This is a genomic window from Nitrosospira multiformis (genome assembly GCF_003050865.1).
Taxonomy (GTDB): Bacteria; Pseudomonadota; Gammaproteobacteria; order Burkholderiales; family Nitrosomonadaceae; genus Nitrosospira; species Nitrosospira multiformis_E.
Genome location: NZ_QAOK01000019.1, coordinates 16,423 through 42,897 on the forward strand (window position 1 = coordinate 16,423; position 26,475 = coordinate 42,897).

General features: G+C 55.2%; 17 protein-coding genes and 1 pseudogene. 5 read left to right on the top strand and 13 right to left on the bottom strand.

What is annotated here, in order from left to right:
• Positions 1-21: 21 nt before the first annotated feature.
• The 5 genes from C8R21_RS10520 to C8R21_RS10545 form a co-directional block, all read right to left on the bottom strand.
• A complete protein-coding gene (locus C8R21_RS10520) occupies positions 22-621 on the bottom strand; it encodes a D-glycero-alpha-D-manno-heptose-1,7-bisphosphate 7-phosphatase (RefSeq protein WP_258192355.1) in 600 nt (199 codons plus the stop codon).
• A complete protein-coding gene (locus tag C8R21_RS10525; RefSeq protein WP_107762656.1) occupies positions 612-1,343 on the bottom strand; it encodes an SDR family oxidoreductase in 732 nt (243 codons plus the stop codon). Before C8R21_RS10525 ends, C8R21_RS10520 begins: the two co-directional genes overlap by 10 nt.
• Positions 1,321-3,273, bottom strand: a complete 1,953-nt coding sequence (locus C8R21_RS10530; RefSeq protein ID WP_107762657.1) for a glycosyltransferase — start codon at positions 3,271-3,273, stop codon at positions 1,321-1,323. The genes C8R21_RS10525 and C8R21_RS10530 overlap by 23 nt, the downstream gene beginning before the upstream one ends.
• Before the next feature lie 491 nt (positions 3,274-3,764).
• Positions 3,765-7,838, bottom strand: coding sequence for a translocation/assembly module TamB domain-containing protein (locus C8R21_RS10540; RefSeq protein ID WP_107762659.1), 4,074 nt, complete (start codon positions 7,836-7,838; stop codon positions 3,765-3,767).
• A gap of 6 nt (positions 7,839-7,844) precedes the next feature.
• Positions 7,845-9,635 carry an autotransporter assembly complex protein TamA gene (locus tag C8R21_RS10545; RefSeq protein ID WP_258192356.1) on the bottom strand — a complete coding sequence of 597 codons (1,791 nt, stop codon included), beginning with the start codon at positions 9,633-9,635 and terminating at the stop codon, positions 7,845-7,847.
• Between the two features lie 400 nt (positions 9,636-10,035).
• Between C8R21_RS10545 and ftsH the strand changes: the two genes are divergently transcribed.
• Complete coding sequence (gene ftsH / locus C8R21_RS10555) at positions 10,036-11,910, top strand: ATP-dependent zinc metalloprotease FtsH (RefSeq protein WP_107762684.1); 1,875 nt, start codon at positions 10,036-10,038, stop codon at positions 11,908-11,910.
• A 582-nt stretch (positions 11,911-12,492) separates the two neighbouring features.
• Positions 12,493-13,911 carry a DEAD/DEAH box helicase gene (locus C8R21_RS10560; RefSeq protein ID WP_107762685.1) on the top strand — a complete coding sequence of 473 codons (1,419 nt, stop codon included), beginning with the start codon at positions 12,493-12,495 and terminating at the stop codon, positions 13,909-13,911.
• A gap of 87 nt (positions 13,912-13,998) precedes the next feature.
• Here the strand turns inward: C8R21_RS10560 and C8R21_RS10565 are convergent, their stop codons facing one another.
• Both C8R21_RS10565 and C8R21_RS10570 read right to left on the bottom strand, forming a co-directional pair.
• The gene (locus tag C8R21_RS10565; RefSeq protein ID WP_074972777.1) at positions 13,999-14,358 is read right to left on the bottom strand and encodes a group II truncated hemoglobin; all 360 of its coding nucleotides are present in this window, start codon (positions 14,356-14,358) and stop codon (positions 13,999-14,001) included.
• Between the two features lie 69 nt (positions 14,359-14,427).
• On the bottom strand, positions 14,428-15,246 hold the full coding sequence (locus tag C8R21_RS10570) for a ceramidase domain-containing protein (protein WP_258192357.1): 819 nt from the start codon (positions 15,244-15,246) through the stop codon (positions 14,428-14,430).
• 175 nt (positions 15,247-15,421) lie between these two features.
• Between C8R21_RS10570 and C8R21_RS10575 the strand changes: the two genes are divergently transcribed.
• Positions 15,422-15,967 carry a peroxiredoxin gene (locus C8R21_RS10575; RefSeq protein ID WP_107762663.1) on the top strand — a complete coding sequence of 182 codons (546 nt, stop codon included), beginning with the start codon at positions 15,422-15,424 and terminating at the stop codon, positions 15,965-15,967.
• Between the two features lie 217 nt (positions 15,968-16,184).
• Here C8R21_RS10575 and radA read toward each other — a convergent pair whose 3' ends face one another.
• The 4 genes and pseudogenes from radA to C8R21_RS16670 all read right to left on the bottom strand — a co-directional run.
• Positions 16,185-17,543 (bottom strand): DNA repair protein RadA, encoded by a 1,359-nt coding sequence (gene radA, locus C8R21_RS10580; protein ID WP_074972785.1) that lies wholly within the window; start codon positions 17,541-17,543, stop codon positions 16,185-16,187.
• A gap of 125 nt (positions 17,544-17,668) precedes the next feature.
• Positions 17,669-19,003 carry an FMN-binding glutamate synthase family protein gene (locus C8R21_RS10585; protein ID WP_107762664.1) on the bottom strand — a complete coding sequence of 445 codons (1,335 nt, stop codon included), beginning with the start codon at positions 19,001-19,003 and terminating at the stop codon, positions 17,669-17,671.
• A gap of 11 nt (positions 19,004-19,014) precedes the next feature.
• A complete protein-coding gene (locus C8R21_RS10590) occupies positions 19,015-20,730 on the bottom strand; it encodes a hypothetical protein (protein ID WP_146162470.1) in 1,716 nt (571 codons plus the stop codon).
• A gap of 278 nt (positions 20,731-21,008) precedes the next feature.
• Positions 21,009-21,139: pseudogene (locus C8R21_RS16670) on the bottom strand (IS3 family transposase); the annotation flags it as partial.
• A 259-nt stretch (positions 21,140-21,398) separates the two neighbouring features.
• On the opposite strand from C8R21_RS16670, the gene C8R21_RS10595 reads away from it, so the two are divergent.
• Positions 21,399-23,120: an MFS transporter gene (locus C8R21_RS10595; RefSeq protein WP_258192358.1), complete on the top strand. Its 1,722-nt coding sequence runs from the start codon at positions 21,399-21,401 to the stop codon at positions 23,118-23,120.
• A 13-nt stretch (positions 23,121-23,133) separates the two neighbouring features.
• Positions 23,134-23,832 (top strand): pirin family protein, encoded by a 699-nt coding sequence (locus tag C8R21_RS10600; RefSeq protein WP_107762666.1) that lies wholly within the window; start codon positions 23,134-23,136, stop codon positions 23,830-23,832.
• Positions 23,833-23,997: 165 nt separating this feature from the next.
• On the opposite strand, the gene tilS is transcribed toward C8R21_RS10600, so the two are convergent.
• Both tilS and C8R21_RS10610 read right to left on the bottom strand, forming a co-directional pair.
• Positions 23,998-25,434, bottom strand: coding sequence for a tRNA lysidine(34) synthetase TilS (gene tilS / locus C8R21_RS10605; protein ID WP_107762667.1), 1,437 nt, complete (start codon positions 25,432-25,434; stop codon positions 23,998-24,000).
• Positions 25,403-26,371 (bottom strand): acetyl-CoA carboxylase carboxyltransferase subunit alpha, encoded by a 969-nt coding sequence (locus C8R21_RS10610; protein WP_107762668.1) that lies wholly within the window; start codon positions 26,369-26,371, stop codon positions 25,403-25,405. The genes tilS and C8R21_RS10610 overlap by 32 nt, the downstream gene beginning before the upstream one ends.
• Between the last annotated feature and the right edge of the window lie 104 nt (positions 26,372-26,475).

A 26,475-nucleotide genomic window follows, 5' to 3' on the forward strand; every position in this document is an offset into this window, starting at 1 on the left:
CAATTTTGCAAACTGCCGGCATCAGCAGTGTGCAACCTCCCCGCCCGTCGCATCGCTGATGACGCCCTGACAAACAATCTCTGCCGCTTCCATCCAATCCATTACCGAATACATGGGTTCACGGTAATTACCCTTTACCCACTCCGTCTCGCTACCGTTATCCAGATGAATCGTATGGCAGGCAGCGCGATTTCCTGCTTCCACGTCATTCAGGATATCCCCGATCATCCAGGAGGCTTGCAGGTCCACATCATGATCCCTGGCAGCCTTTAAAATCATTCCCGGCATCGGCTTGCGGCACGCGCAACCGTCGCCCAGACCATGGGGGCAGTAATAGAAAGCATCAATGAAAACGTCATATGCCCTAAGCAAGGACTGGATGCAGCGGTTAACCGGAATCAAATCCTTTTCCTCGAACAAGCCCCTGGCGATGCCGGATTGATTGGAAATGACAATCAATTTATAGCCCGCATTTTTCATATTCCTGAGAGCTGCGCCCGCGCCCGCGATCAACCGCACATGCCGGGGATCGACGTTGTAGGGCACGTCGTGAACAAGGGTGCCATCCTTGTCGATAAACACCGCCTTTCCGGTTTCAGTTTCCGCAGGCACTACGGCCACGATGTCTCCCGCATCGGAAGAACCATTACCTCCGGGATTACCGTCTCGTCCGGCTGTGTGAGAACAAAATGCACGGTGTCGGCCACGTTTTTTGGATCCTGGAGAACGTTTGGATCGGTATCGGGGAACCTGTCCATGATAAAAGGCGTACGCATTCCGCCTGCTATCACCGCAGTGACCTTGATATTGTCCCTGCGTCCTTCCGCATGCAGCGCATGACTGAAACCGAGCAGACCCCATTTGCTGGCGTGGTAGGCACTTGCCTCGGTCCAGACCCGCTTCGCGGCTGTCGAGGCAATGTTGACGATATGCCCCCTGCCCTGACGCTTGAGGAGCGGATAGACGGCTTTCGACAACAGGAAGGGACCACATAAGTTGACGTCCACCACCCGGTCCCAATCCGTGACGCTTAAATCTTCAATACCGAGGGTCATGTCGGTACCGGCGTTATTGATCAGTATGTCGATGCGCCCATGTCCCGCCATGATGTCATCGATAGTCTGCCGGATATCCTCCGCGTTGCGCACATCCAGCACGAAGGGATAAGCAGTGCCGCCCTCATCGTTAATGGCCTGGGCTACGTTTTTTACCTTGTCTGCCTTGATGTCGCAGGCGCAGACGACCGCTCCTGCCGCGCCGAGCGTATTCGCAATTGCCTCGCCCAACCCTTGGCCCGCCCCAGTGACAATAACGACTTTGTCAGTCACACTTTGTTGATTCATGCTTGATTTTCCTCTTATTAACGTTTTTAGCCAGTCCCTGCACCTGGAAGTGCTTTATTGACCACTCTTCTGTTATCTGAATGGTATCCAGGTCGTCCACCACGATTTGCTGCTCGATCAGATGGCTCAGCACGTGGAGAACAAGCAGTTGTACTTCCTGGATGCGTGAAGTTTCGTTTGACGGAACGATGATGCTGACATCAGTCAGTTCGCTGGCAGGTCCACCTTCCTTGCCGAGCAGGCCGATGCAGAACATCTCGCGCCGGCGCGCACTCCGGAGCGCCTTGACCAGGTTTACTGATTGCCCGCTCGAGCTGATGACAACCAGGACATCTCCCGGCTGCCCGTGTGCTTCGACCTGCCTGGCAAATACCTCATCAAATGTATAGTCGTTCGACCAGGCAGTCACAAAGGCGGTATCGGCAGTGAGTGCCATTGCGGGCAAGCCGCGGCGACCGTTCGCCTCAAACCGCCCCATGAGTTCGGCTGCAAAGTGTTGCGCTTCGGCGGCACTTCCGCCATTGCCGCAAACCAATACCTTCCCGCCACGAGCGAGCGATCGATAAATAGCCTGGGCCGAATCGAGGGTGGCAAGGCGGATTTTCCGCCTGGACTTTTCAATAGTCTCTATCAATGACCCGAAGGAGTCGTCGATGTACGACAGGGAATCTTCTTCGTCGTCTGCCCGCAGCGGGCTCTGCGTTGCAATCCGCTCGTACATGTTGGCCGTGAGATGCGTTGCCTTCATCCATGTGTAATTCTGATTGACATGGCGGATAGCGTTTTCCTTGAAATACGTCATGAGCTTGTTACTGCTCAAAAGCTCTATGATGCGGCGGCCAAGCAACGCGGGGTCGTTGGGTGGCACAAGAAAGCCCGTCCTGCCGTCCATGACCGTGGATTTAATGCCGCCGACATTTGAACCGATCACGGGCGTCCCGCAGGCCATAGCTTCAAGCGGGGTGATGCCGAACGGTTCATACCAGGGCGTGGTCGTGAATACGTCGCACGCGCTATAGTAGTAATGCAGCATGTCGCGCGGCCGCCGTCCGACAAACGTCACGAGATCGCCCGCACCCTCTGCTTCAGCCAGTTTTTGCAGGCGGCCGATTTCAGGCGTTGTTTTTGGATCGGGCTCATCCGACTCCCCGCCCACTATCAGGAGGCGCGCTTCGAAGTTGTGCTCGCGCCGCATGTAGCCCAGCGCCTTTATGACGTTATCGACACCTTTTCGCCGCACCATGCGCCCCAGTTGCAGGATGATCTTTTCCTGAGGATCGAGCTTCAGCGCCATGCGTGCGAACAGCTTATCGAGAGGATAGATTTCATCCGGCCTGAATCCATTTGGAATAACCGTGATTTTTCCCGGATCAGCTTCATAGAGATGGATCAAATCGTCGCGATCCTGCGGGCACAAGGCAACAATCTGGTCAGCCTCTGCGATCACCTTTTCCTCGATGGCAAAGCCCTCGTCCGGGAACCAGTCATTCCCCCCCTGGTGAAGCCTTCGTACTTTTGCAAGAGCGTGAAAGGTAACGATGAAAGGAATGCCCAGTTTCCGCTTGATATCCGCCGCCACCAGCCCGGACATGAAGAAATGGGCATGAACGAGCTTGTAGCGATTATTTTCCGTCTTCATAAACCGCAGGATGTTCCGCGTGAAGGCGGGCATATGAGGCAGCAGCTTTTCCTTGGGGATGAACGTGACTGGCCCGGCTTCGACATGCACGATGCGTATGCCATCCCGCCAGTTGAGGATTTTTGGAACTCGCCGGTCGTCCCAACGGGTAAAGACGTCGATTTCGTAGCCGAGGGCGGCAAGATGCCGGGCCAGTTCGGCCACCGCGATATTTTGTCCGCCGGTGTCCGTACCCCCTATTGCCGCAATGGGTGAAGCGTGTTCACTGATGAGAGCAATTCTCTTCTTCATACTCCTCCCCTTTCATTGAAGCCGGTCACGAGGCGCCTGCCGGTAATGAAACAGAAGAAGGCACCTCATTCACACGAGAGCACTTCCTGTTTCGACAGGCCGGCGTCTGCACGTCCAGCTAGAGTATGTTGGATGCCGCAGCGATCGAGGACTACGAGATTTTCAATGGAGACACAAACTGCATTCCAATCAGTCTGTCCCTCTGATCCCGGATCAATCACTCAGCTCGAATTAGAGCAGAAGCCCGAATTTTAAGGACGAAAACACGCTCTCTCTGTTCGGTAACACACTCATCCTGAACAGCGAGGCTTTTCCAGTGGAGGCCTGCGGGTCAGGCGAAAGGGGAGGCATTATTCTCCGGGCTTTTCGGTTCGGGTATTGGCAACTGAAGAATAAGCAGGAGGTATTCTTTTATGACGCGGATACGAGGTTTGTTCATCCGGCAATCAGATTGATTCCCGGTCTTTTTCGCACACTCGGCGCGGATTCAATCAATCGAAACTGAGCGAATAAAGCACATCGATCGCATTATCCATTCCCGCACGGGCAACTAACGTGATCTTGGGAGTTAGCGCATAGGTGAGCTTCGTCACACCCGCCGCTGCGGCAAGGCCTTGTTCGTAGCTGATGTAAGCCTCCTTCGACAGGCGCTTGCCGATCGTGCCGATTTGTCCGGTCAAGGGATCGCTTCCCGCCTGGCGGATCGATAGCTCGTCTACTCCCAGTGCCCGGGTTATTTTATCGGTCACACCGCCGGATTGCCCGCCGAGAATGGAGCCGGCCGCGGCAAGCAATAATGAGGCGTCTGCCTTGCCTCCCGGAGCCCGCCCCAGGGTAATCCACGAAAGCTTCTCCAGATCGGACACGGCCGGCGTCGATACCAGCCGTATGACGGGATGACGCACACTGCCAGTCACTTCAACTCCTGCCACCACCGCCAACCCCTTGCGTACTGCACGCACGTTCAGTGCCGGATCGTCGATCGAACCTTGAAAACTCACGATGCCTCGCTCCACAGTCAGGTCCTGCCCATAGGCCTCGAATTTCGTATCCTGCGCGGTAATGGTGCCGACAGTGCGTAGCTTCTGTCCGGGCTCGCCCCTCAAGTGCAATTGTCCGGCAAGCCTGCCCTCCAGTCCTGATGCATGAATGTAGAACCGCTGGCCCAGATCGAGGGTAGCTTCAACATCGATGCGCAATCCGCTGCGCTCGGAATGCTGTCCATCCGGCTCGTCCCGGCCGATGATAATCACGTCATCGGGCAAATGAGGACGACCCGCGGTAGGCTGCGCCAGCATACCCGCGTTTGCCATGAGGTTTCCTCTGAGGGTGAGCATATTGTGTTCCAGCGTGGCATTACCGCTTCCCGAAGCAATAATCCAGCGGTCAGGCCGTTGAGCCAGCGGAACAAGATTGGCGGTAATTTCGACACTACCGCGCTCTCCGGTAAAATCCATGACTCCCGACGCCCGCAAAGTACCCGGTCCTTTTGCGAGTTCCAGGTGCCGCACCAGAGGGTCCTGCGGAGGTGAATAATGCGGCGCCGAGAAATCCAGGATGTCCATGTGAAGGGACTCCTCGTCAAAATGCGCGGCGAGCTTTCCCTGTTCAAGCCGCACCCCGTGCTCCAGCGAGGCAACCGCCAGATTATCTCCCTGTATCTTTCCTTCCAGACGCGGCTTGCCAAACGTCCCGATCACATCCGCCTGCAATGCAACTGCGCCGCCGGTCTTGATGCTGCTGTCAATGGCGGGGCCCGCCCAGGAAATATCCTGCATTTTGACAAGGATATGGCCGGAGAGGGCGGCATCCTGCAAAATCGTCCAGTGCATCCCGGACTCGGCTGATCTCGCCAGCGGCATGGAGACAAGAGCGTTCGCCTCGCCCAGTCGCTTGCCTCTTGCAGTGAGTTCTGCGGTCAGTTGGCCGCCTGTGGCTCGGGTAGACAACTTGAGGATTTGCAGACCCAGCGGTAGTGGCGGCTCGCCCGGCAATACCCAGTCACCTCCCTCACGTTCGATGTCAATAAAACCCTTCAGTTGACTACTGACTGAAATATCCCATTCTCCGTGCAACCGGAGAGCTTCATGACCCGCTCCCCGATCGGCTTCATACACCCTACGCCCGTCCGTGCCTTCGTTTTCGTTTGCCCGTACAGTCGTTGCAGTCTTTACGGCCTTCACTGCCGCCACACCCCCCGCAGCCTCCTCAGACTTTTTTCCTCCAGTCCCGGGACGCAGCCCAATCCCCGAAAAATGCCCCTTTGTGCTCCACCTTTCAGGACTCCAGTCGATTTCGCGAATCTGGACCTCGCCTCCCGCAATGCCGATATTCGATAAGCCGAGTGATGCGTGGCTTGAGCCAATCCGCACGGGAGAGGTATTTTTGAGGCTGAATGGAACTCGGCCGGACCCGGACAACTCCACCAGTTCCCCCGCCCACTCGGCATCCCGCCACTTCCCCCCCGTTTTGGCGAGACCGCCTCTGCTGCGGAGGGACAAGCTCTGATCATCGACCAACTGGGCAGAAACCTGGATCTCGTGTTGTGAAGTATTGCCCCCCACTTCCACACTGAGTTGTTGCAGACGCGGATTTGCCTGAAGCCGGTAATCCGCAGCCAGAATCTTTAACGCGATCGCATCGCCGTGCAACCTGCCATCGGCAGTGAAATTACCCAGATAATGTTCATCCGGAATCTTGACGCCCTTTCCGGTGGCGGAAAAGTTTATATCCGGCAATTCAAGCGGCTTCTCGATAAAACTGGCGGAACCGCTTCCCATTATTGCCTTCGCCATGAGTGAGCCGGCAAGTCCGTATCCGATTTGCGCCAGCGCAGGGGCATTCAGTTCAAGCTGTAATTGGTCGCCTGGCCGCCCATAGCCGCCGTGCGCCCGAAGCTGGTTCGTACCAAAGTGCAGTTCAACCTCTCCTTTAGCCCGGCCGAGCCCTGAAAACTCGATACGGCCATTGCCTGATACTGGGTGTTCCGCAACGTGGCTGTTGGAGATTGCAAACTGGCCTATACCCGCCGGTTCTGAAACTTTCCGGCCGGACTCCCGCGCCTCCCCGCGAGTCCCGGCAGAGCCTAGCTTACCCGCCAGTTTGAGGGTCGCGTTGAGATCGGTTCGAGGCGCCTGCAAAAACGCGGAGATATCGAAGCGCCGCAAGCTGCCCGCCAGGTCAAACTCCCGCTGCCCGTTCAACTCCATCCTGGCCTGACCGGTAAACATGGATTGCCCATGGCTGAGCCGTACTTTTTCCAGTGTCAGCACATCGTCTGCCAGTGTCACATGAGTACCTGCACTCAGCTTCCGGTCATGAAGCGCCAATATTCCCTGCTGACTCTTCGCATCCCCGCTGAGTCTCAGCGATCCACTGACATTTGTAGGACGCACGCGCGTATCCAGCCTGGCCATGTTAACCTGCCGGATGCGGAAGTCCGCCGATCCGCTTGCCTGCTTGAGTTGCCATACGATATCACCCATGATCGACCCGCCGCCCGGCAGCAGCAGTTTCAAATCATGAAGCTGGAGCAGTTCCGCCGACAACACGGGATCCGCGCGTGCTTCGAGCACCGGGAGACCGCCCGTATCCAGGGCAGCAGGCTTGCTGTTTTTGACGGTCAGGGTACCTTCGAGTTGGCCCGCCATTTTTTCATTCAAATCCGCCTGCAAATCAAGCTTGGCCTGAGGGGCCGTAGCAGAAAAAACATGAGGATCCAGACCGCTCAGTGACAACCGCAGGCCCGCCACCGCGAACGGGGCAAAGGGACGTAATTGCGCATCTCCCTCCCCTGACAGCCCGGCGCCCTGCCCCTCGATTTTCACGTCGATCTGTGCCAGATCTCCACCAAGGGTGGCATAAATGCGTGCTTCCGGCTTCCCCGTACCGGGTGGTTGTTGCACTTTGGGAACGGCAATCCCTGCCAGGGTTAGGTGGCCTTCCAGAGGAAAAGGCTTCACGCCTTCCAGTTGAGCGGATGCGGTCAGGCGCCCATAGTCGAGCATGGCGCGCAGTTCCGGAATCTGATGTATGTGCCCGTCACTTGTCAATTTCACGGCAAGATTCAGCGCCCGAAAAACCGGGGCACCCTCTTTTTCGCGCATCACACGGAGGACGCCGATCTCGAACTTGCGCACCTCCAGTGATAAGGGCAATTCCAGGTTATCCGGTTGTGTTGCCGGTTCCGGGGAAGGGGGTGAAACCACTTCCACTTCTCCCGCTGTCAAGGCGATGATTTTCAGGTGGCCTGACCGCAATGCACCGGGTTCCCAATCCAGTTGCACGTCCCGTGCGACGATAAGCAGGTTTTCCCCGGAAAAGCGCACGCGCCGGACGCTGAAGGATCGGGATAGTTTTCCTTCCAGTCCTTCAAAAGAAATGCTGTCCGCGCTCAGGCGAGACAGGGTCGACCCGAGCCAGACGAGGCCCGAGTTGCTTGTGACCACCCACAGAGTGGAGCCAGCGACCGCAAGGAGAATGAAGATCGCCGCCAGCAGCAACCACTGCCACCAGCGGAAGCTTGGGAAGACATGCCGGATTCGCTGTTCGCTTGGAGGCTTCATGCGCTGTCAGAACGCCACGGCAATCGAAAAATGAAAACGGAGTTTTCCGTCCCGCTGCCCGCGGGCAACATCCACCGCCAGTGGCCCCACAGGACTGCGCCATCGTATTCCTCCACCGTATCCGACAGCCGGGTTCAGCCCGCCTATGGTATCGGCTGCATCCCCCACATCGGTAAAGATGGCAGCCCCCCAGTTACGCGTAAGCCAATGATTATATTCAATCGATCCCGTGAACATCACCCTGCCTCCGACCACGGCGCTGCCTTCCCGCACGCCTAAACGCTGGAAAGCGTATCCGCGAACGGATTGAATACCGCCTGCCCTGAAGAGATATTCCTGGGGAATGCCGAAGCGTGAAGGAGCAAAGGTGTACCCCACCTCGCCCCGCAGAAGCAGCACGTCGCGCTTGCCCACCGGATACCAGAACTGATGTCTTGCATAAGTCCGCAAGAAATCCTGATCGGACAGCAGTTCCCGCTTACCGCCTCCTATGCGTAATTCTGAAACACTGCCATCCCTGGGGAATAACGGGTTATCCACGGAACGATAGCGCAGATAGCCATCCAGCACCAAGGTCTGGTTGATCTGCTCCAGGCCCCCTTCTGGCTCCCGATTTTCCCGCTGCCAGTTCAATGAAAGTCTGGTTTCAGTCTTGTCGAAGAGTTGGTTGCGACTGACACCGACTTTCTGGCGTATGGTTTCCAGTTGCTGGATGAAGGTCCTATCCGCCGACGCCCCCAGGGAAAACCATGTTCCCGACGCATCCGCCACGCTGTCGATTGAGCCCGTCAAGCTCTGGCGTTTCTGTTCGATACGCAATCCACTGTTCAGTCTCAAAGCGTTATTCAGAAAATCGTTATTCGTGTAAGTGACCTCGCCACGCGCACCCGTATTGGAACTGTAACCTGCACCGAACCCTACCCTCTTCGATTTCGCCTCTGATAGCACTACCTCTACCGGCGCCGCCTGATGCGTTGCTTCGTCAGGTTGAATATTGACAGCCGCGGAACTGAATTGAGGCAGATTCTGCAATTTCGTCTGGAAGGAGAGTAATTGATCACGACGATAAAGGTCCCCCGGTTTAAATGGTGCAAGGCCGCTTATGAGTGAGGGTTCATAGCGATTAAGCCCTTTTATGTCGAGATCGCCAAAGCGGAATGCCGGCCCGGAGTTCACTATCACCATTAATCGCGCCTGCGAAGAATCAGGGTCTATCTCCGCCTTGCTTTCCTCGATCTGCGCTGCGACATAATCCTCTCCCGCGACACTGGATAGCAATACCGATTTGGCCTCTTCCCAGGCAGGGGAGCGAAAGGGCTGGCCTTCCCTGAGGGACCAGGCAGATCGCAGCTTTTCAATTCGTGCGCGCCGTACAGGCTCATCAACACCCAGATCCCCCTTGAACTCGATATGGACCTCGGCAACCACTGTTCGCGGTCCGGGTGCGACTTCCAATTGCGGTAGTACCTCGCCGGATGTGGAGAGATGCAATGTTATCCTGGGCATGAAATAACCTTCGGTGGCGAGCAGTTCGCTGATTTCCCGCTGGGCGCGCCGCATGAAAGTGGCGCGCGCGGTTTCGTCTTCCAGAGGCTCCGTCGGCAGACGGAAGTATGTCTTCAGCAGATCCGCCACGGGTTCCGGAGCGGAAAGCCTGATGGAGGGGGATGGAGCATCGTCTCCGAAGAGTCCCCCGAAGAGACCCGCTTCGACCGTGCCGTTACTCAGCATGAGCAAAATGATCACGCCGAGATAAAGACACGCTTTATCTGCCAGAAGAGAAAACAAGAATTTCAAGACGGACAAATGCGAGAAGGGCTGTATAAACACTACCGGAAGCCGGCGAATGAAAGGCAGGCTTTGCCTGTAAACCTGCGGGATAAGGTAAAAATCTTTGTATCCGCAAGCAGACCGCCAGAATCAAAGAATAGCAGACCAGCGATATAAGCAATTTTCCTGAGTAAAGCGCATCGGTGCGGTCGCGTCAAGCCTTTGCTTGGCAAGCTCTCTCCCGCCATAGTCTAAACAGCCGGGTGGCCTACCTAACCTGCGTACGGCGCCTTGCGCTACAGCGTCCGTGCGCTACAGCGTCCGTATACTATGCTGAACAAAGTCAGGCATTTGACTGTCTACGAATATAACAGTACGAGAGTAAGGATATCTAATGGATAAAAAGGATAAAAAGCCCCAACTTCCCATGGACAAAAAAACCCAGCTCAACTTCTGGTACGTCATTATTGCGGTACTCGGCATTCTGCTCATACAAAGCATGTATGCCCGCTATACCAAGGTCGAGCCCATCCCTTACAGCCGCTTTCATACCCTGCTGGACGAGGACAAGATTGCGGAGATAGCCATCACCGAAAATCATATTTATGGCACCCTGAAAGGGGAAGGTGCCGATGGGTTAAAGGATTTCGTGACCACGCGGGTGGAGCCCGAGCTGGCCGATAAGCTCGATCAACATCACGTGACGTATACGGGCGTGATTCAGAGCACCTGGATGCGCGATCTGCTGTCGTGGCTATTGCCGATGGCGATTTTTTTCGGAATATGGCTGTTTATCATCCGCCGCATGAATCCAGGCGGCATGAGCGGCGGGCTGATGTCGATCGGCAAGAGCCGCGCCAAAGTTTTCGTGGAGAAAGAAACCAAGGTGACTTTCGCAGACGTGGCCGGAGTGGATGAAGCCAAGGAAGAGCTGGAAGAAGTCATCAATTTCCTGAAAGATCCTGCGGGATACAGCCGCCTGGGCGGGCGGGTACCCAAGGGTATCCTGCTGGTGGGTCCGCCGGGTACGGGCAAGACGCTACTGGCCCGTGCTGTAGCAGGCGAAGCGAATGTTCCATTCTTCTCGATCTCCGGTTCCGAGTTCGTAGAGATGTTTGTCGGGGTTGGGGCCGCCCGGGTGCGCGACCTGTTTGAACAGGCGCGCCAGATGGCGCCTGCCATCATCTTTATCGATGAACTGGATTCGCTTGGACGAGCCCGGGGCGCCTATGGGCTTGGGGGTCATGACGAGAAGGAGCAGACGCTGAATCAACTGCTGGCCGAGCTTGATGGTTTCGATCCTAAAAGTGGCGTGGTGCTGCTCGCAGCGACCAACCGGCCCGAAATCCTCGACCCCGCCCTGCTGCGGGCGGGGCGATTTGACCGCCAGGTGCTGGTGGATCGGCCGGACAAACTGGGACGAGAGCAGATTCTTGCCGTACATCTGAAAAAGGTGAAGCTCGATCCTGACGTAAAAAAAGAGCAGGTCGCAGCTTTGACGCCGGGGTTTACGGGCGCCGATCTCGCCAACCTGGTCAACGAAGCTGCTCTGCTTGCCACCCGCAGGAATGGCGCCGCCGTGACAATGGGAGATTTCAATAACGCCATTTTGCGGGTGGTAGCCGGCCTTGAGAAGCGCAACCGTCTACTCAATCCGGAAGAGCGGCGCGTGGTCGCGTTTCATGAACTGGGGCACGCCATGGTGGCGCTCGCCTTGCCGGGAACCGATGCGGTACACAAGGTTTCTATTATCCCGCGTGGAATAGGCGCGCTCGGCTATACAGTGCAGCGACCGACCGAAGACCGGTTTCTGATGACCCGGGCAGAACTGGAAAACAAAATGGCGGTGATGATGGGCGGACGAGCGGCCGAGCGTGTGGTATTCAATGAAATATCGACGGGCGCATCGGATGACATCGTCCGCGCGACCGACCTCGCCCGTGCCATGGTGCTACGCTATGGAATGACCGAAGCGATCGGTAATGTTGCGTATGACCGCGAACGCTCGCAGTTTCTGCAACCCGGCATTCCCATGCCGCAAAGCCGGGACTATAGCGAAGATACGGCAAACACGGTTGATAACACTGTGCGTGCGCTCGTCGATGGCGCGCTGGAGCGGGCGATAGAGATATTGGAAAACAACCGCGCGCTGCTCGATCGTACGGCGGAGGAACTGCTTCAGGCCGAAACGTTGAATGAACCCGAGATAGAGAACCTGAAACGGCAGATCACTGCCAGGCCCGTGCTTCCTCGCACCGAGACTACTCCTCCGGAAAGCGACAAAGTCCTGGAGAAAATGTAGGCTTCGAATGCTGACTTTGCATGATTGATTGCCTATCTGGAACAGACCTACAGGGTCCATTCCAACCTACAGGGTCCATTCCAGATAGGCATCTCAATCAAGCCGCGTATGCATTTATCCACATAAAAAATTTCTATACAGGCCCCAGTTTCCTGTATACTCCGCGCTTCGACGAAAAGCCCTAATAGCATCACGGCTTTTCTCGGTCCATCGTTCCTGACCGTTTCAGAGCTTCTTCGATTTTCAAGTTTCCAGAGGAAATTGGCGGCACCGTGGTTAGCGGCGATGTTTGGAACTCTTGATCAACCCTTTATGTGTTGCTCAAGCGGTTTCTCATGTATGTGCGCTGGCCGACCAACAGCCCGTCCGTTTTCGGGATACGTCCTGCTTGCGCGCTTGAGAGCGCATCCAAGAATCAATTCAGGTCATCTGACTCAGACGCAAAATGGGATGGAAACATCCCTGTGCAGAACTCGACAATTTTGTCGTAACTCTCCTAGAGATTCTTTCAAATGGAGACTGAGGCACGGAAACCGGATTTTTACGAGGATGCACACTTTTCATTCAACAGGAAAAAACAACGTGTCTTTTGAAAGTTTGAATCTCCATCCGCTCATTCTTAAAGCCATCAATGATGCGGGCTATACCTCGCCTACCCCCATTCAGGAACAAGCCATTCCCGAATTGCTGGCGGGCCATGATGTCATGGCATCAGCCCAGACCGGCACCGGCAAAACTGCTGCTTTCATGTTGCCCGCTCTGCATCGGCTGGCTTCTCCTTCCGAGGTACGTAGCCGCGGCCCCCGTGTGCTGGTATTGACGCCAACGCGGGAACTTGCGCTCCAGGTATCCGAAGCCACTGCCAAATATGGGAAGTACCTACCGCGGGCGAAAGTGGTGAGCATACTTGGTGGTATGCCTTACCCGCTGCAGAACAAACTGCTCTCGCAGATGGTCGATATTCTTGTGGCCACTCCAGGTCGGCTGGTCGACCACATCCAACGGGGGCGGATTGATTTTTCGCGCCTGGAAATGCTGGTGCTGGACGAGGCCGACCGCATGCTCGACATGGGCTTCATAGAGGATGTTGAGCGAATCGTATCGGCCACCCCTGCAACCCGCCAGACCTTGCTGTTTTCAGCCACTCTGGATGGTCCAATGGATAATGTGGCTGCGCGTCTGCTGAATTCGCCGAAGCGCATCCAGGTAGCCACCTCCAAGGCCCAGTTGAACAATATCGAACAACGGCTGCATTACGTGGACGACATTTCCCACAAAAACCAGTTGCTGGACCACCTGCTTCAGGATATAGCGCTCAAACAAGCCATCGTTTTTACCGCCACCAAACGTGATGCGGATATGCTCGCCGACAGTCTTTCCGCCCAGGGTCATACGGCAGCCGCCTTGCACGGGGACATGAGCCAGCGCGACCGCAACCGTACTCTCGTAAAGCTGCGCCAGGGCGGCATAAGAGTGCTGGTGGCAACCGATGTAGCCGCGCGGGGAATCGATGTGGCGGGAATTACCCACGTCATCAATTTTGATCTGCCGAAATTTGCCGAAGATTATGTGCATCGCATCGGGCGGACAGGACGCGCTGGCGCGTCAGGAATTGCGGTTTCATTCGCTTCCAGCAAGGATGGAATCCATCTGAAAAAAATCGAACGCTTTACCGGCCACCGCATTGCTTCGCATGTCGTTCCCGGCCTGGAACCACGCGTTAAACCCCGCCCTGGCGGGGGTGTACAGCCTAGAAGCACGACTAGTGTCGCCCATAAACGCAGCCGTACCTGGTCCAGTGATGTCCCGCACCGGAGCAACGCTTATAGGTCCGATGGAGACTGGAAGGCCGGGCAGAGTCGTTCACCTGCCGGTAATCGAGATACATGGGGTAATACAGCGAGCAGTACCAGAGCCTCCAGAGCCGGCAGCGGAGGGAATGGCAGGCGTGATTCATTGGGAAACACGACCGCTTCCAGCGCTTATTTCAGGGGGAAGTAGGCGTTTCATCCATGTTCTGAAGGACCAGCGGGAGGGAAAGCAGCGGGAATTTCCCTGTCCCGCTATTCACGCAATCCCTCATCAATTTTATTCCGGCTGGTTGCGCATGAAGTCCGCGGTCTGATCGAACGCCATCGCGAGCTTCTTGCGCAAGGCCTCATCCAGCTCGATATCCACCATTGCTCGATACATGCAGCCCAACCACTGATCCCGCTCTGCAGCGCCGATAGGAAAAGGCATATGGCGGCTGCGCAGTCGGGGATCGCCATACTTGTCGGTATAAAGTGTCGGTCCCCCGGTCCAACCCGAGAGGAACATGAACAATTTCTCCCGGGAACTGGTCAAGTCCTGCGGATGAAGCTTGCGTATGCCGTAATAGTCGGGATCCTCATCCATCAGGTCATAAAAACGGTCTACCAAGCGGCGGATGACTGCTTCCCCACCCATCCGTTCGTAAGCTTCTATAAGGTGCACTTCATTCTCCTTCTTTCCTTTAACCAGACTTTAACCAGATCGTCAGGGAAGGCCGGAAGAACAAGGCGCTGCTTCCTCCATTGTTCCCTGTAAAGGTTCACGTTTCCTCAGCATGCGTAAAACCCAGTAGATAGCACAAGCAGCAAGCAGATGCTTTACGCTGTGTCCACTGATTGCGTGTCCGAGAGCATAAATCGGCCGGTCTGTGAATTCCGCAACTTTGCCAAGGGCATAAAGCCCCAGCGCAGCGTAGATGTCCCCTCCTCGGGTATAACGCGAGCGGAAAAAAACACCCAGGAGAATGATGACCAGCAACGAATAGAACTGCACGACTACGTAAAAGTTCAGATTGCCCTCTCCGCGCTGCTCGCTCCAATACCAGTTCAGTACGGTACCCGCTCCGATCGCAATCAGGACAGGCAAAAGGCGTGTCCCTGCTTTTGGACCGACCCGGTCGTTGAGCGTTGCTGCCAGCAGCGCCATGATGCCGATTGCAATGGGTAATCGGTCCCATATCAGGCGATCGTTGTCAGGAGCCAGATGGTAGTAGGCTGAACCGAAGCATACCAGCGCCACGCTCAGGAACAAAATCACGAAAGGCCAGCGTTCGGATGGCAGGGTAAAGGCCTTGGCGGCAAGCGAGCTTCGGGAGGACAACAAAAATACCAGACCTGCGACTCCCACGAAGAGAAAGGCGAGATTGGAGATTACGTTAAAACAGTTTGGAATGCCGAAACAGTCACGGCTATCGGCGAAATGGTGGTATGACGGGGGCTGCGGAATGGGTGGAACAATTGCTGCAATCAACAACATGCCAACTGAAAGTATAGCCAGTATCCATAATTTGAATTTATTATTCAATTACTCGTCCAAACTCAACTGAAGGTCTTTGCATGCAAATAAGGAAGTGAACCATAATAGGGTGCATGCAACATGAAAAGAGAAGACCTGGTATGAGAACAAGTGTTTCAACCCGCACGCAAGAACATCATGCGATGCCGATTTGCCAGATCGATTTGAATATCAAGGAGAAATCATGAAAGTGCTGGGAGTACTTGCAACGTTAGTAACTCTTATTATGACTTTTGGAAGCCGTGGCGTACTTGCCGAGCCTCTTAAGGTCGGCGAGGCAGCGCCGGATTTCAATCTTCCCGATCAAAATGGCAAAAACCACAAGCTCTCGGATTACCACGGCAAATGGCTGGCATTGTATTTCTATATTAAGGACAATACACCCGGGTGTACCAAGCAAGCATGTAAATTCCGTGATGACATTCACCAATTGAGGAATCTGGGCGCGGAAGTTATCGGGGTAAGCGTGGACGATAGCGCAAGCCATGCCAACTTTGCCAAAAAATATGACCTTCCCTTTCCGCTTTTGGCAGACAGCAAAGGCGAGACTGCCAAGCGTTACGATTCGATATGGAGCCTCATCGGCCTGGCCAAACGCAATACCTACCTCATTGATCCTGAAGGCAGGATCGCTAAAATTTATTTATCAGCCAGCGCTTCGCGCAATTCTGTTGAAATAATCGAGGACTTGAAAAGAATGAAGGATTCCCAGTTGCATGTCAAAGATTGAAGTGAATCTCGAAATGTGAAACCTTCTAATCCACAAGTAACGGCACAAATTGTCGACTGGAAGTCTCGGCAGGGCTCTCCATTTGGCCACGAAGACCTTTTATCTCTACAGCGTCAAGGCTCTGGTGTTTTACTTGTTTATAGAGATGGGGGCTGCCCTGCAGCAGTCGTTGGTAAGTAACAGATATTCCTGAAAGCGAATCTTCCCGTGAGGTTTTTCATCGCGTTCCTGCAACCGCCTCCTCCACTCGTTCCACCGCAATGATTTCGATGCCGGAAGGCGCTGCTTTCGGTTTATTGGCCTTGGGTACGATAGCCTGCACAAAACCCAGCTTGGCGGCTTCTCTCAATCTTTCCAGGCCACGCTGGACGGGGCGCACTTCTCCCGCCAAACCCACTTCCCCAAACACCACCGTTTTTTCCGGCAGCGGCCGATTCTTGAGCGAGGAAACGATTGCCAGCAATACCGCCAGATCGGCACCTGGTTCGGTAATTTTTACGCCCCCCACGGCGTTCACGAACACATCCTGATCGAAGCAGGCGATGCCTGCGTGGCGGTGCAAAACCGCCAGCAGCATGGCAAGCCTGTTCTGCTCCAGTCCAACGCTCAACCTTCTCGCGTTAGGCGAGTGCGCTTCATCCACCAGGGCCTGGATTTCAACGAGAAGCGGTCGGGTACCTTCCTGTGTCACCATGATGCAGGAGCCCGGGACCTGCCCGCCGTGATGAGAAAGAAACAGGGCCGAAGGGTTGCTCACCTCCCGCAAACCCTTTTCAGTCATCGCAAAAACGCCCAGTTCATTCACTGCGCCAAACCGGTTTTTGAAGGCGCGGATCAGGCGAAAACTCGAATGCGTGTCACCTTCAAAATAGAGCACCGTATCCACCATGTGCTCCAGTACGCGCGGCCCGGCCAATGCCCCCTCCTTCGTCACATGGCCCACCAGAATCATGCTGGTACCGCTGGCCTTGGCGAGCCGGGTCAATTGTGCTGCGCACTCACGTACCTGGGCGACAGAACCGGGTGCGGACTGTAGCGCGTCGGAATAAACTGTCTGGATGGAATCGATGACGGCCACATCAGGCTTGCGTTCGGCCAGCACTTCCTGGATCCGCTCCAGGCGAATTTCAGCCAGTAAATGCAACGCCTTTGCATCGACCCCCATCCGTTTTGCGCGCATCGCCACCTGCCTGGCCGACTCTTCACCGCTCACGTACAATACGTTTCTTGCGAGCGGCAGCAAAGACATATTGCATAACGCCTGGAGCAACAGCGTGGATTTGCCGATGCCCGGGTCGCCGCCCAGCAATACCACCCCACCCTGCACGAGGCCCCCGCCGAGCACTCGGTCAAACTCGATCAAACCTGTGGAATAACGCTGGTCTTCTTCCGCTTCCACTTCGCTCAAGCTCTGAACTTCCCTGCTTTCCGAGACGGGAGTGAATCGCGCTGCCACCTTTTCGCTCACCGCCTCGACCAGCGTGTTCCATGCCTGACAATGTGGGCACTGGCCCTGCCACTTCAAGGTCTGGCCGCCGCATTCGGTGCAGGAATAAGTGGATTTGGATTTAGCCATGTGTGAGGAACCGGAATTCGTTATTGCCCTGACAGCTCGATCATGAAAGTAATATATTTCATTTCCACGACCACGTCATAGATATATCGAGCAGACGACAGGTTCCGTCCAGCGCAAGGATTGCATCAGTTCCAACGATCAGAGATTTGAGGATTGACGCCGGCATAGGAAATTCCAGCCAATCTGGACATTTCGGCTTTCCAGGTGCAAATATCATCCCGGCTAAATTCCCCCAGGGAATGGTGGCCGCAGGCTCTTGTCATGATCTTCATCAGGTGCACGCTGCCGGTGAAAAACAGCGCCAGATCACGCGCCCTGGCGTCGATGTCGATCTTGTTGACCAGGTGCTGGGCATGAGTTGCTATGCCGGCCGGGCAATCGCCGGAGTAGCAGATGCGCGCACCGGTACAGCCAATTGCCTGCAGCGCACTGTTGGCCAGCGCGATTCCGTCGGCCCCCAAGGCTAACGCCTTGATGAAATCAGAAGGAATGCGCAAACCGCCGGCAATGATTAGGGTCACGCTATTCTTTGTACCTTTTCCATGGCCGGCGGCGTCGAGAAATTTTCTCGCCCGCGCCAACGCGGCGATCGTTGGCACTGAAATATGATCCCGGAAAATCGCCGGCGCAGCGCCGGTACTGCCACCTCGCCCGTCTAGAATGATGTAATCGGCCCCGGCATCGAGCGCGAAGCGCATGTCATCCTCGATATGGTTTGCGCTTATCTTGAAACCAATCGGAATGCCGCCCATCTGGTCGCGGATCTGATCGGCAAAATCAGCAAAATCGCGGGGTGTGTGGAAATCGGCAAAGGTGGATGGGGAGATCGCATCCTTGCCGACTTCAATCCGGCGTGCTTTGGCAATCTCCTCCGTAACCTTGCCTCCCGGCAAATGCCCGCCGGTGCCGGTCTTGGCCGCCTGCCCGCCCTTGAAGTGAAACGCCTTGACTTTGCCTTTAAAATCCTTCGCGAACTGACTCAAGTCGTTGTTTTTCTTCAGGCCGTTGCGCGCGCTCCCCAGTTCGAACATATAACTCTGATTCAGCTCGAGTTCATCCCCCAGAATGCCGCCCTCACCTGAACAGATCGCCGTGCCGGCCAGATCAGCCCCCTTTGATAATGCCTGCTTGGCCCTTTTCGACAGGGCGCCATAACTCATATCGCCAACCAGCAGCGGGATATCCAGAACCAGGGGTTGTTGGGCACGCGGACCGATCACTAGCTGAGTATCCACCGGCGCATCATCCATTAATGGTTTTTTATGGAGTTGCGCTGTCAGAATCTGGATATCGTTCCATTTGGGCAGCGTATCCTTCGGCACCCCCATGGATACCACCGGCCCGTGATGGATTTCATCGGGATGGTCGATAAGCTGTCGTCCCAGCTCGATCATCTGCAAAATGTCGAACCGCGTGTTTTCGATGCTGGCCGCTATGCTCTTCTTCAATTCCTCGTTCATTATTGCATCCTTTAATTATTTGCTTTGCGCAGATAGTCGGACAGGACATTTAACACCGAACCTGGCAGTTGCCCGCTGGGGGGCATCGGATTGATCGGTTCGTGCATGCGGCCTATGATTTTGTCGACCAGATCGCGGTGCTTGAAATCAGCTTCGGTCATTAAAACCGGCTTGGCCATTTCCGGTGTATGGCAATAGCTGCAATGTTCCTGCAAATATTTGAACGGTTCCTTTTTGACCCGCTCCATCGTCCAGTGATCGTCCCATTGGCAATTTCCCGGCTGCCGGTCGCAATCATTGATCTTTTGCAAGGCCGTCCGATAGTGTCCGAGCGATAGTTTTTCCCGTAATTCGTTCTCCTCCTTGATCGATTTGGCGCTGACCCTGATCGGCAGGATACCTTCGCTCTTTATCTTTTTATCGTGCACGCTATCGCTGCGCTGAGTCTCGGAAACATTCGACAAAAACAAACGAGCACGCCAGTTTTCGCCAACCGCGGGATGAAATTTTTCGTCCTTCAGGCTGTGGACGGAAAACAGGTAATTAACAAAAGTGGCGTAGACACCATTTCCGAGTGCATGGCATTGCGCGCACGCTTTCGCCTCGGGGCTGACCAGACGCCTGGGCTTTTCCCAGGGATACTGCATCAGGTCTTCATAATATTTATCTTTTTTGTCGGCTTCGCTCATCGCCAGTAAAAATTTGTTGAGCGTACCGTCTCCATCAAAAGGAGAAACCACCGAGTACAGCATTCCCGACCGGCGGTTTGGTTTCAGAACCTTGCACTGATATTTGATGCGGTCGCCCGGCGCATAGGTTTGTGCAAGATATTTGCCGCAAGCCTCGTTGCTGGAAAAACTTCTGACACAGTTGGCAGAGCTGCCGGCAACCAGGCAGACCGGCTCATTGAATGGGTAGCGAATGAACGGACCGTTGGAGTGACAACGGGTGCAGCCCCCAAGGGTCGGCACCGACCAGTGGACCACCATTTTTTCATCGAATTTACTGAAGCCTGGCGCAGGAATCTTTTCCCCCGGAATCAGAGCAACCTCCGCTTCCGTTCTGATGGTTTCGACCGGCTCACCTTCATTGTTCTTCTCGATGACCGTCCACTTCCCATTGACCTTGAGGGTTTGCGTTGGCTGCCCGGCAAAATAGCAGGTTTTACCCGTATGCCGGTTGTAGCCGATCAGGCCCAGTTCATTGTAATGATCCCCCTGCTTCGAAAAATTGCTATTTTTCCGGCATATGTAGATCCAATCGACGGTTTGCCCGCCCTTGATCTGATTTGTCAGGTGTTTGATGCGATTGCCGGGGATACAGCCAGCATTACGCATGTCCCGAAAAATGCCGCTGGGCTTGTCGCAGGAGGTGATGTCATCGAATAACCGGGTGTCGACATTCAACTTGAGCTGCCCGGTTTCGGAATTGCGGAACCGGGGAGTGCTCTCCGGGAAATCATTACCAAGCTCGATCACTTTGCCGTCGGCAAGCGTGCGCTCGGTCGGAATCAGCACTGCATCCGGACAGTGAATGGTTTCCTGAGGAAATGGTCCCAGCTCTGCTTCACAAACCTCGAAATATTTCTTGTTGATCTCAACTCTGACCTTGGATGGCGCAGCCACCGGCGTCATTTCAGGCTCATCCTCATAGGCTTGTTGCGCAAGGAGCTCTGAGGCAAACGCAAGAAGCAGGAGAAAAAAGCTGGATAAAATCTTTTGCTGCATCACAATCTCCATCGATCTATCTATTAAACAAACTTATTATTCAGGCTGAAGTACATAGATGCCCCTGTCTGCGTGACCGTATGGAATAATCCGGGTAACATTTTTTCGCGCACTATTGCCGTCATCTTCAAGCGCCGTCATCTTCAAGCGCCGTCATCTTCAAGCGACCTGCCTGCTCAGCAATTATCCGGCTGTTGCCTGTTTTCCATTTTCTGGAAAAGATATGTCTATATCACGTTGTTCCATTCTTCCTCCGGGGTTTTGAGAAGGCTGTCTGGTTAAAGTAAAACAGGCTCGGCAGCCTTTGCCGCGAGTTGTTGATAGCACCTTTCTTTGGCCTCGGCGGTTGCTTGTCATCGATGGATTCAAGCAACTGCTGATGATTGAACCAGGATACCCATTCCAGGGTGCGAGAAACCGTAATCCGTTATCGCCGGTGATCTCAAAAAATGCGCCTGGAATACAACTTGATTTAAGAACAAAATGATCTATATATAAAATACAAAAACTATACGATGAGAGTTCTTCCTTCGGGAGGAGTCCGCGCAGGCCGGAAGAGTGCGCAGCCCTGCCGCCCGCGCTAATCCTCAAGCTGCGAGAAGCCGATGCAAATCCGTTAGCTAACGCGAGCTTCCTCTAAAAAGCGCCTCCCCTAAAAACCGGATTTCATGATGAATAAAAACGCGGGTGAGGCTGTCTCGGGCAGTTCGCATGGGGTCATATACGGCCCGCTCAAGGTACCGCTGTTTCGTGCTTTCTGGTTCGCTGCACTCGCATCCAACATCGGCACCTGGATAAACGGAGTTTCCTCAGCCTGGGTAATGACTGATCTCTCTCCTTCACCGGTGATGGTGTCTCTGGTGCAGGCGGCCACTTCGTTACCCATGGTACTGTTCGCGCTGGCCGCGGGTGCGCTGACCGATATCGTAGACCGGCGACGTTACCTGCTCTTCACGCAAATATGGATGGCGCTTGCCGCGACAATGCTCGCCGTGCTTGCTGCTACCGATCAGATCGATATCTGGAACCTGTTGATTCTGACCTTCGCTCTCGGCATTGGCGCCTCACTGGCGACCCCTGCGCTGAACGTCACTGCCCCCGAGCTCGTTCCCCGGAATATGCTGCCGGAAGCGGTCGCATTGAGTTCGTTGTCAATGAATCTGTCGCGTTCCCTCGGACCTGCCATTGCCGGCGTGTTGCTGGCCCAGATCGGCGCATGGGCCGCTTATAGCCTGAATGCACTCTCATTTATAGGCATGATTGCCGTGCTGTGGCGGTGGAAACGTGAACCGGAAGAACGATCATTGCCGCCCGAACGCTTCTTTCAGGCGTTGCGCGCCGGGGTGCGCTATGCCCATATAGCATCGCCTTTCCGTGCGGTGCTGATTCGCACCACGGCTTTTATTCTCTTCGCAGCCGCGGGATGGGCATTGCTTCCGCTGATTGCACGAGTCGAATTGGGCGGGGGACCCGGAACTTATGGACTCTTGCTCTCCTTCGTCGGTATCGGGGCGGTTTGCGGTCTCCTTGTTCTGCCCCGCCTGCATGAGCTTGTCTCCCGCGATCGCCTGGTGCTGATGGCAAGCCTGATTTATGCGGCAACGATCATGGCGCTGGCAACGCTGCAGAGCGAAGAGATGCTTTATGCCGTCATGACGCTTTCCGGCGCAGCATGGGTTGGCGTGCTCTGGTCGCTGCAGGTTACTGCACAGACCGCTGTTCCTGCATGGGTTCGGGGACGCGCACTGTCTCTCTATATCATGGTTTTCTCCGCCGGCCTGGCATTGGGAAGCCTGTTTTGGGGCTGGGTTGCTGCCAGCACCACCGTTCCCACCGCGCTCCTGCTATCCTCGGTCGGGACTATGGTGGCAGCGCTGGCCGTTCGCAATTTCAGCCTGGGCTCCCGGAAGGCCCCAGATCTTGCTCCTTCATATCATTGGCGGCCACATCCTCCAGCAATGGAAGAACCTGATTTGCGCCGCGGACCCGTGCTGGTCACTGTCGAATATGAGATTGCGCTGGATCAGCGGCGAGCCTTCCTGGAAGCAATCCGCTCCCTGGGGGCATCGCGCCGGCGCGATGGGGCGTTTGCCTGGGGAGTCTTTGAGGACCTCGAGAAGCCGGGGCGTTATATCGAATTCTTCCAGCAGGCCTCCTGGCTGGATCATTTACGCCAGCATGCACGCGTTACCCGCGAGGACCAGCGTGTGCAGGAAAACGTCAACTGCTTTCATACAGGCAGGGAAGCACCGCGAGTTTCGCATTTCATCGGCGGCGCGCCGACAGCGTCAACCGACAGTACAGCGGCGACGGGGGGCATGACTAAGCATAAAGAGGAAACTGCCGCGCCAATCGCCGAACTTGATAACCCCCTTTTTCCGCCTCACTGAAAGGAGCATTTAAATGATCCAACTACGTCGCGCCCATGAGCGGGGTCATGCCGACCACGGCTGGCTGAATTCCTGGCACAGCTTTTCTTTCGCGGATTATTACGATCCTGAGCATACGCAGTTTCGTTCGTTGCGGGTGATCAATGACGATACCGTTCAGCCAGGGCAGGGTTTTGGCACGCATGGGCATCGCGATATGGAGATTGTCAGCTATGTGCTGGAAGGCGCGCTGGCACATAAAGACAGTACCGGGGGCGGTTCAGTGATCCGCCCCGGCAGCGTGCAGCGCATGAGTGCAGGAACTGGCGTGCGGCACAGCGAATTCAACGCCTCGCAGAGCGAAAAAGTTCATTTCCTGCAAATCTGGTTCCTGCCCAACAAGACCGGTATTCCGCCCGGCTATGAGGAGAAATACTTTGATGAAGCGGAAAAGCGCGGGAAGCTACGCCTGGTCGCCTCGCCGGATGGCGCCAATGGTTCTGTAAAAATACAGACCGATGCGAAGATGTTCGCTGGACTGGTGGATGCGGGCGAGCGAATTGAACACAGTATTGGCTCAGGTGATGATGTTTACGTCCACATTGCGTGCGGCCATGTATCACTGAATGGCCATCCGCTTGAAACGGGAGATGCCGCCATGCTTACCAACGAAGACCGTCTGGTTCTCGACCAGGGTCAAAAGGCGGAAGTGCTGGTGTTTGAATTGTGGTAAGGAGCGTTCTGACAGGGAAATCAGTGTATCCGATAGGTAGCCCTGCTGAGGAAGAAGCAGCAGCAATGAACCCCGGAGGAGCTTCAGGCACAATGGGTGAGTCAACGAAATAGATTCCGGGTCAAGCCCGGAATGACGAATTTGTGGAAACTCTTTCCTCTTTCATCAGGCTGAATGAGGAATCTCGCGTCCTCCCCATGGAGAGCCTGGATTTGCCTGCCACTCCACCACGAGACCCTGTTCGTCGTCCGCTGCCTGAAAGTCGCAGTCTACCCCAATCCCTGGTACACAGACCAGCTGCTCTCCGCTGAATATGAGCGGTAGCCTTTGCCGTTGCCAGGGTGGAAGCGATGCTTCCCGTAGCAGGTTTTTAAGGCTGCGGCGCGGACGATTGCAGTCTGGACGCAGGCGTTCCCCGCCCTGGCGCAGACGGATCGTTATGGACTGCTCGTTGATCTTTTGTAAACCAATCCCTGCGCCTATACAACGTGTAAACCGGAGGGTTCCGCCAAATTCAGGGGTGGGAAGGCATTCTTCTCCCTGCCAGACCAAGTGCCAGCGAGCCGCGGGAATCGCTTGGACTTTTCGTATATGTACCCGACTTCTGAAGCACCGGATTTCTGTATTCCCGAAAATGACATGCAGTTTTGTATCGGGGCACGAGGAGAGCAGTTGCCGCAGAATTTCTTCGAGCTTTACCGTACTGGGCAGTATGACGCCATGCTGTGCCAGCGTGTAGCGCAGCAGGTTCCGGGCACGCGGAAGACCCAGTTTCCGTAAGTCTTCGACATGGAGCTTTCCGGGCACTGCACATTGCGCGCTATCGACTTCAGCCAATTCATCCAGTAAAGCCGATGCCTCTGCCATATGGCGGCTGGCGCGCAGGAAAGTCGTACGATAAGCGGGGAAGCGCATCTCCAGGAGCGGAAAAAGTGCGTGGCGCAGAAAATTCCGATCAAAAGATACCTCGTCGTTGCTTTCATCGGTAATCCACTGCAAAGCATGCTCTCTCGCATAGTCTTCGATCTCCCGCCGCGAAACATCTAGCAGAGGCCGAAGCAGCTTCGGGCGGCGCTCAAGTGCAGGGACGGGGCCTGTCGAGACTTGCTCGTCCATTTCTTTTCGCACGGTTCTCACAACCGGCATCGCGCTCAGACCCTTTACCCCTGCACCACGCAGCAATTGCAGCAGCAGCGTTTCTGCCTGGTCGTCCAGATGCTGGGCCAGCACCACATAATCGGTTTGGAGATTTCGAAAGATGCGATAGCGTTCTTCACGCGCCGCAGCTTCCAGACTGATTCCTGGCTCGCGCATGACTTTTACTCTGGCAATTTCAAGGGGAATGTTTCGGGACTGGCACAGATTTCGGCAGAATTCACTCCATTTGTCTGCATTGGGGCTGATGCCGTGGTTGACATGAACGGCGGAGAGCGGGAGCTGCATTTGCGAGACAAGCGGGACTAGCAGGTGCAGCAACACTGCCGAATCCACTCCCCCGCTCAATGCAACCGTCAGATGATCGCCGGTTTGGACCTGCGTACGCAATACATGCTGCGCCCTGCGTGAGATATTATCTGACTTTGACTTCCTTGAACTTGCCATATCCCATCAGCCGCTCAAAGCGTTTCTCCAGCAACGTTTCGATGGAATAGTCCTGCAGGAGCTTGAGCGAGTCCTGCAAGGCTTTCCTTACGGCTTGCATGGTTGCGGGATGATCACGATGCGCACCTCCGGAGGGCTCGCTGATGATCATGTCTATCAGGTCCAGGCTTTTGAGGCGATGCGCCGTGATTCCCATGATCTCGGCAGCTTCAGGTGCCTTGTCAGCGCTTTTCCAAAGGATGGAGGCACAGCCTTCAGGAGAAATGACGGAATAGGTTGCATATTGCAGCATCTGGATTGAGTCGCCCACTGCCACCGCCAGTGCGCCGCCAGACCCGCCCTCCCCGATAACGGTGCAGATCACCGGCACTTTCAATTCCGCCATTACATACAGGTTGTGTCCAATCGCTTCTGACTGGCCGCGTTCTTCCGCCCCAATGCCGGGATATGCGCCTGGCGTATCGATGAATGTGAACAGCGGGATGGCGAATTTTTCTGCCAGGCGCATCAGGCGCAGCGCCTTGCGATATCCCTCGGGCTTGGGCATGCCAAAATTGCGATGAATTTTTTCCTTGGTGTCACGCCCCTTCTGGTGGCCGATCACCATGACTGCCTGGCCGTTAAAACGCGCCAACCCGCCTATTATGGCATAGTCATCCGCAAAGCCACGGTCGCCGTGGAGTTCTTCGAAATCCGTGAAAAGATTCTGAATGTAATCGAGCGTATAGGGGCGCTGTGGATGGCGCGCGACTTGTGAAATCTGCCAGGGCGTGAGCTTCCCGTATATGCTGTTGGTGAGGGACTGGCTTTTCTTTTGCAGGCGCAGGATCTCGGCTGAAATATCGACCGCTGAGTCGTCCTGGGCAAAACGCAACTCTTCTATTTTCGCTTCAAGCTCAGCAATCGGCTGCTCGAAATCCAGAAATGTAATCTTCATAAAACACCGATTTAAGCCGAAACGGTAATGATACAGGATCAGGTGAAAACCGAGGAATCTCTCAATAAGTCGGGATGTCTGCGAGCCCTGTTTACCGGTTCCCT

Coding starts and splice junctions, on each gene's coding strand:
- C8R21_RS10525 (WP_107762656.1), bottom strand. CDS start 1,343: ATGAATCAACAAAGTGTGACTGACAAAGTCGTTATTGTCACTGGGGCG.
- C8R21_RS10530 (WP_107762657.1), bottom strand. CDS start 3,273: ATGAAGAAGAGAATTGCTCTCATCAGTGAACACGCTTCACCCATTGCG.
- C8R21_RS10540 (WP_107762659.1), bottom strand. CDS start 7,838: ATGAAGCCTCCAAGCGAACAGCGAATCCGGCATGTCTTCCCAAGCTTC.
- ftsH (WP_107762684.1), top strand. CDS start 10,036: ATGGACAAAAAAACCCAGCTCAACTTCTGGTACGTCATTATTGCGGTA.
- C8R21_RS10565 (WP_074972777.1), bottom strand. CDS start 14,358: ATGGGTGGGGAAGCAGTCATCCGCCGCTTGGTAGACCGTTTTTATGAC.
- C8R21_RS10575 (WP_107762663.1), top strand. CDS start 15,422: ATGAAAGTGCTGGGAGTACTTGCAACGTTAGTAACTCTTATTATGACT.
- radA (WP_074972785.1), bottom strand. CDS start 17,543: ATGGCTAAATCCAAATCCACTTATTCCTGCACCGAATGCGGCGGCCAG.
- C8R21_RS10585 (WP_107762664.1), bottom strand. CDS start 19,003: ATGAACGAGGAATTGAAGAAGAGCATAGCGGCCAGCATCGAAAACACG.
- C8R21_RS10590 (WP_146162470.1), bottom strand. CDS start 20,730: ATGCAGCAAAAGATTTTATCCAGCTTTTTTCTCCTGCTTCTTGCGTTT.
- C8R21_RS10595 (WP_258192358.1), top strand. CDS start 21,399: ATGATGAATAAAAACGCGGGTGAGGCTGTCTCGGGCAGTTCGCATGGG.
- C8R21_RS10600 (WP_107762666.1), top strand. CDS start 23,134: ATGATCCAACTACGTCGCGCCCATGAGCGGGGTCATGCCGACCACGGC.
- tilS (WP_107762667.1), bottom strand. CDS start 25,434: ATGGCAAGTTCAAGGAAGTCAAAGTCAGATAATATCTCACGCAGGGCG.
- C8R21_RS10610 (WP_107762668.1), bottom strand. CDS start 26,371: ATGAAGATTACATTTCTGGATTTCGAGCAGCCGATTGCTGAGCTTGAA.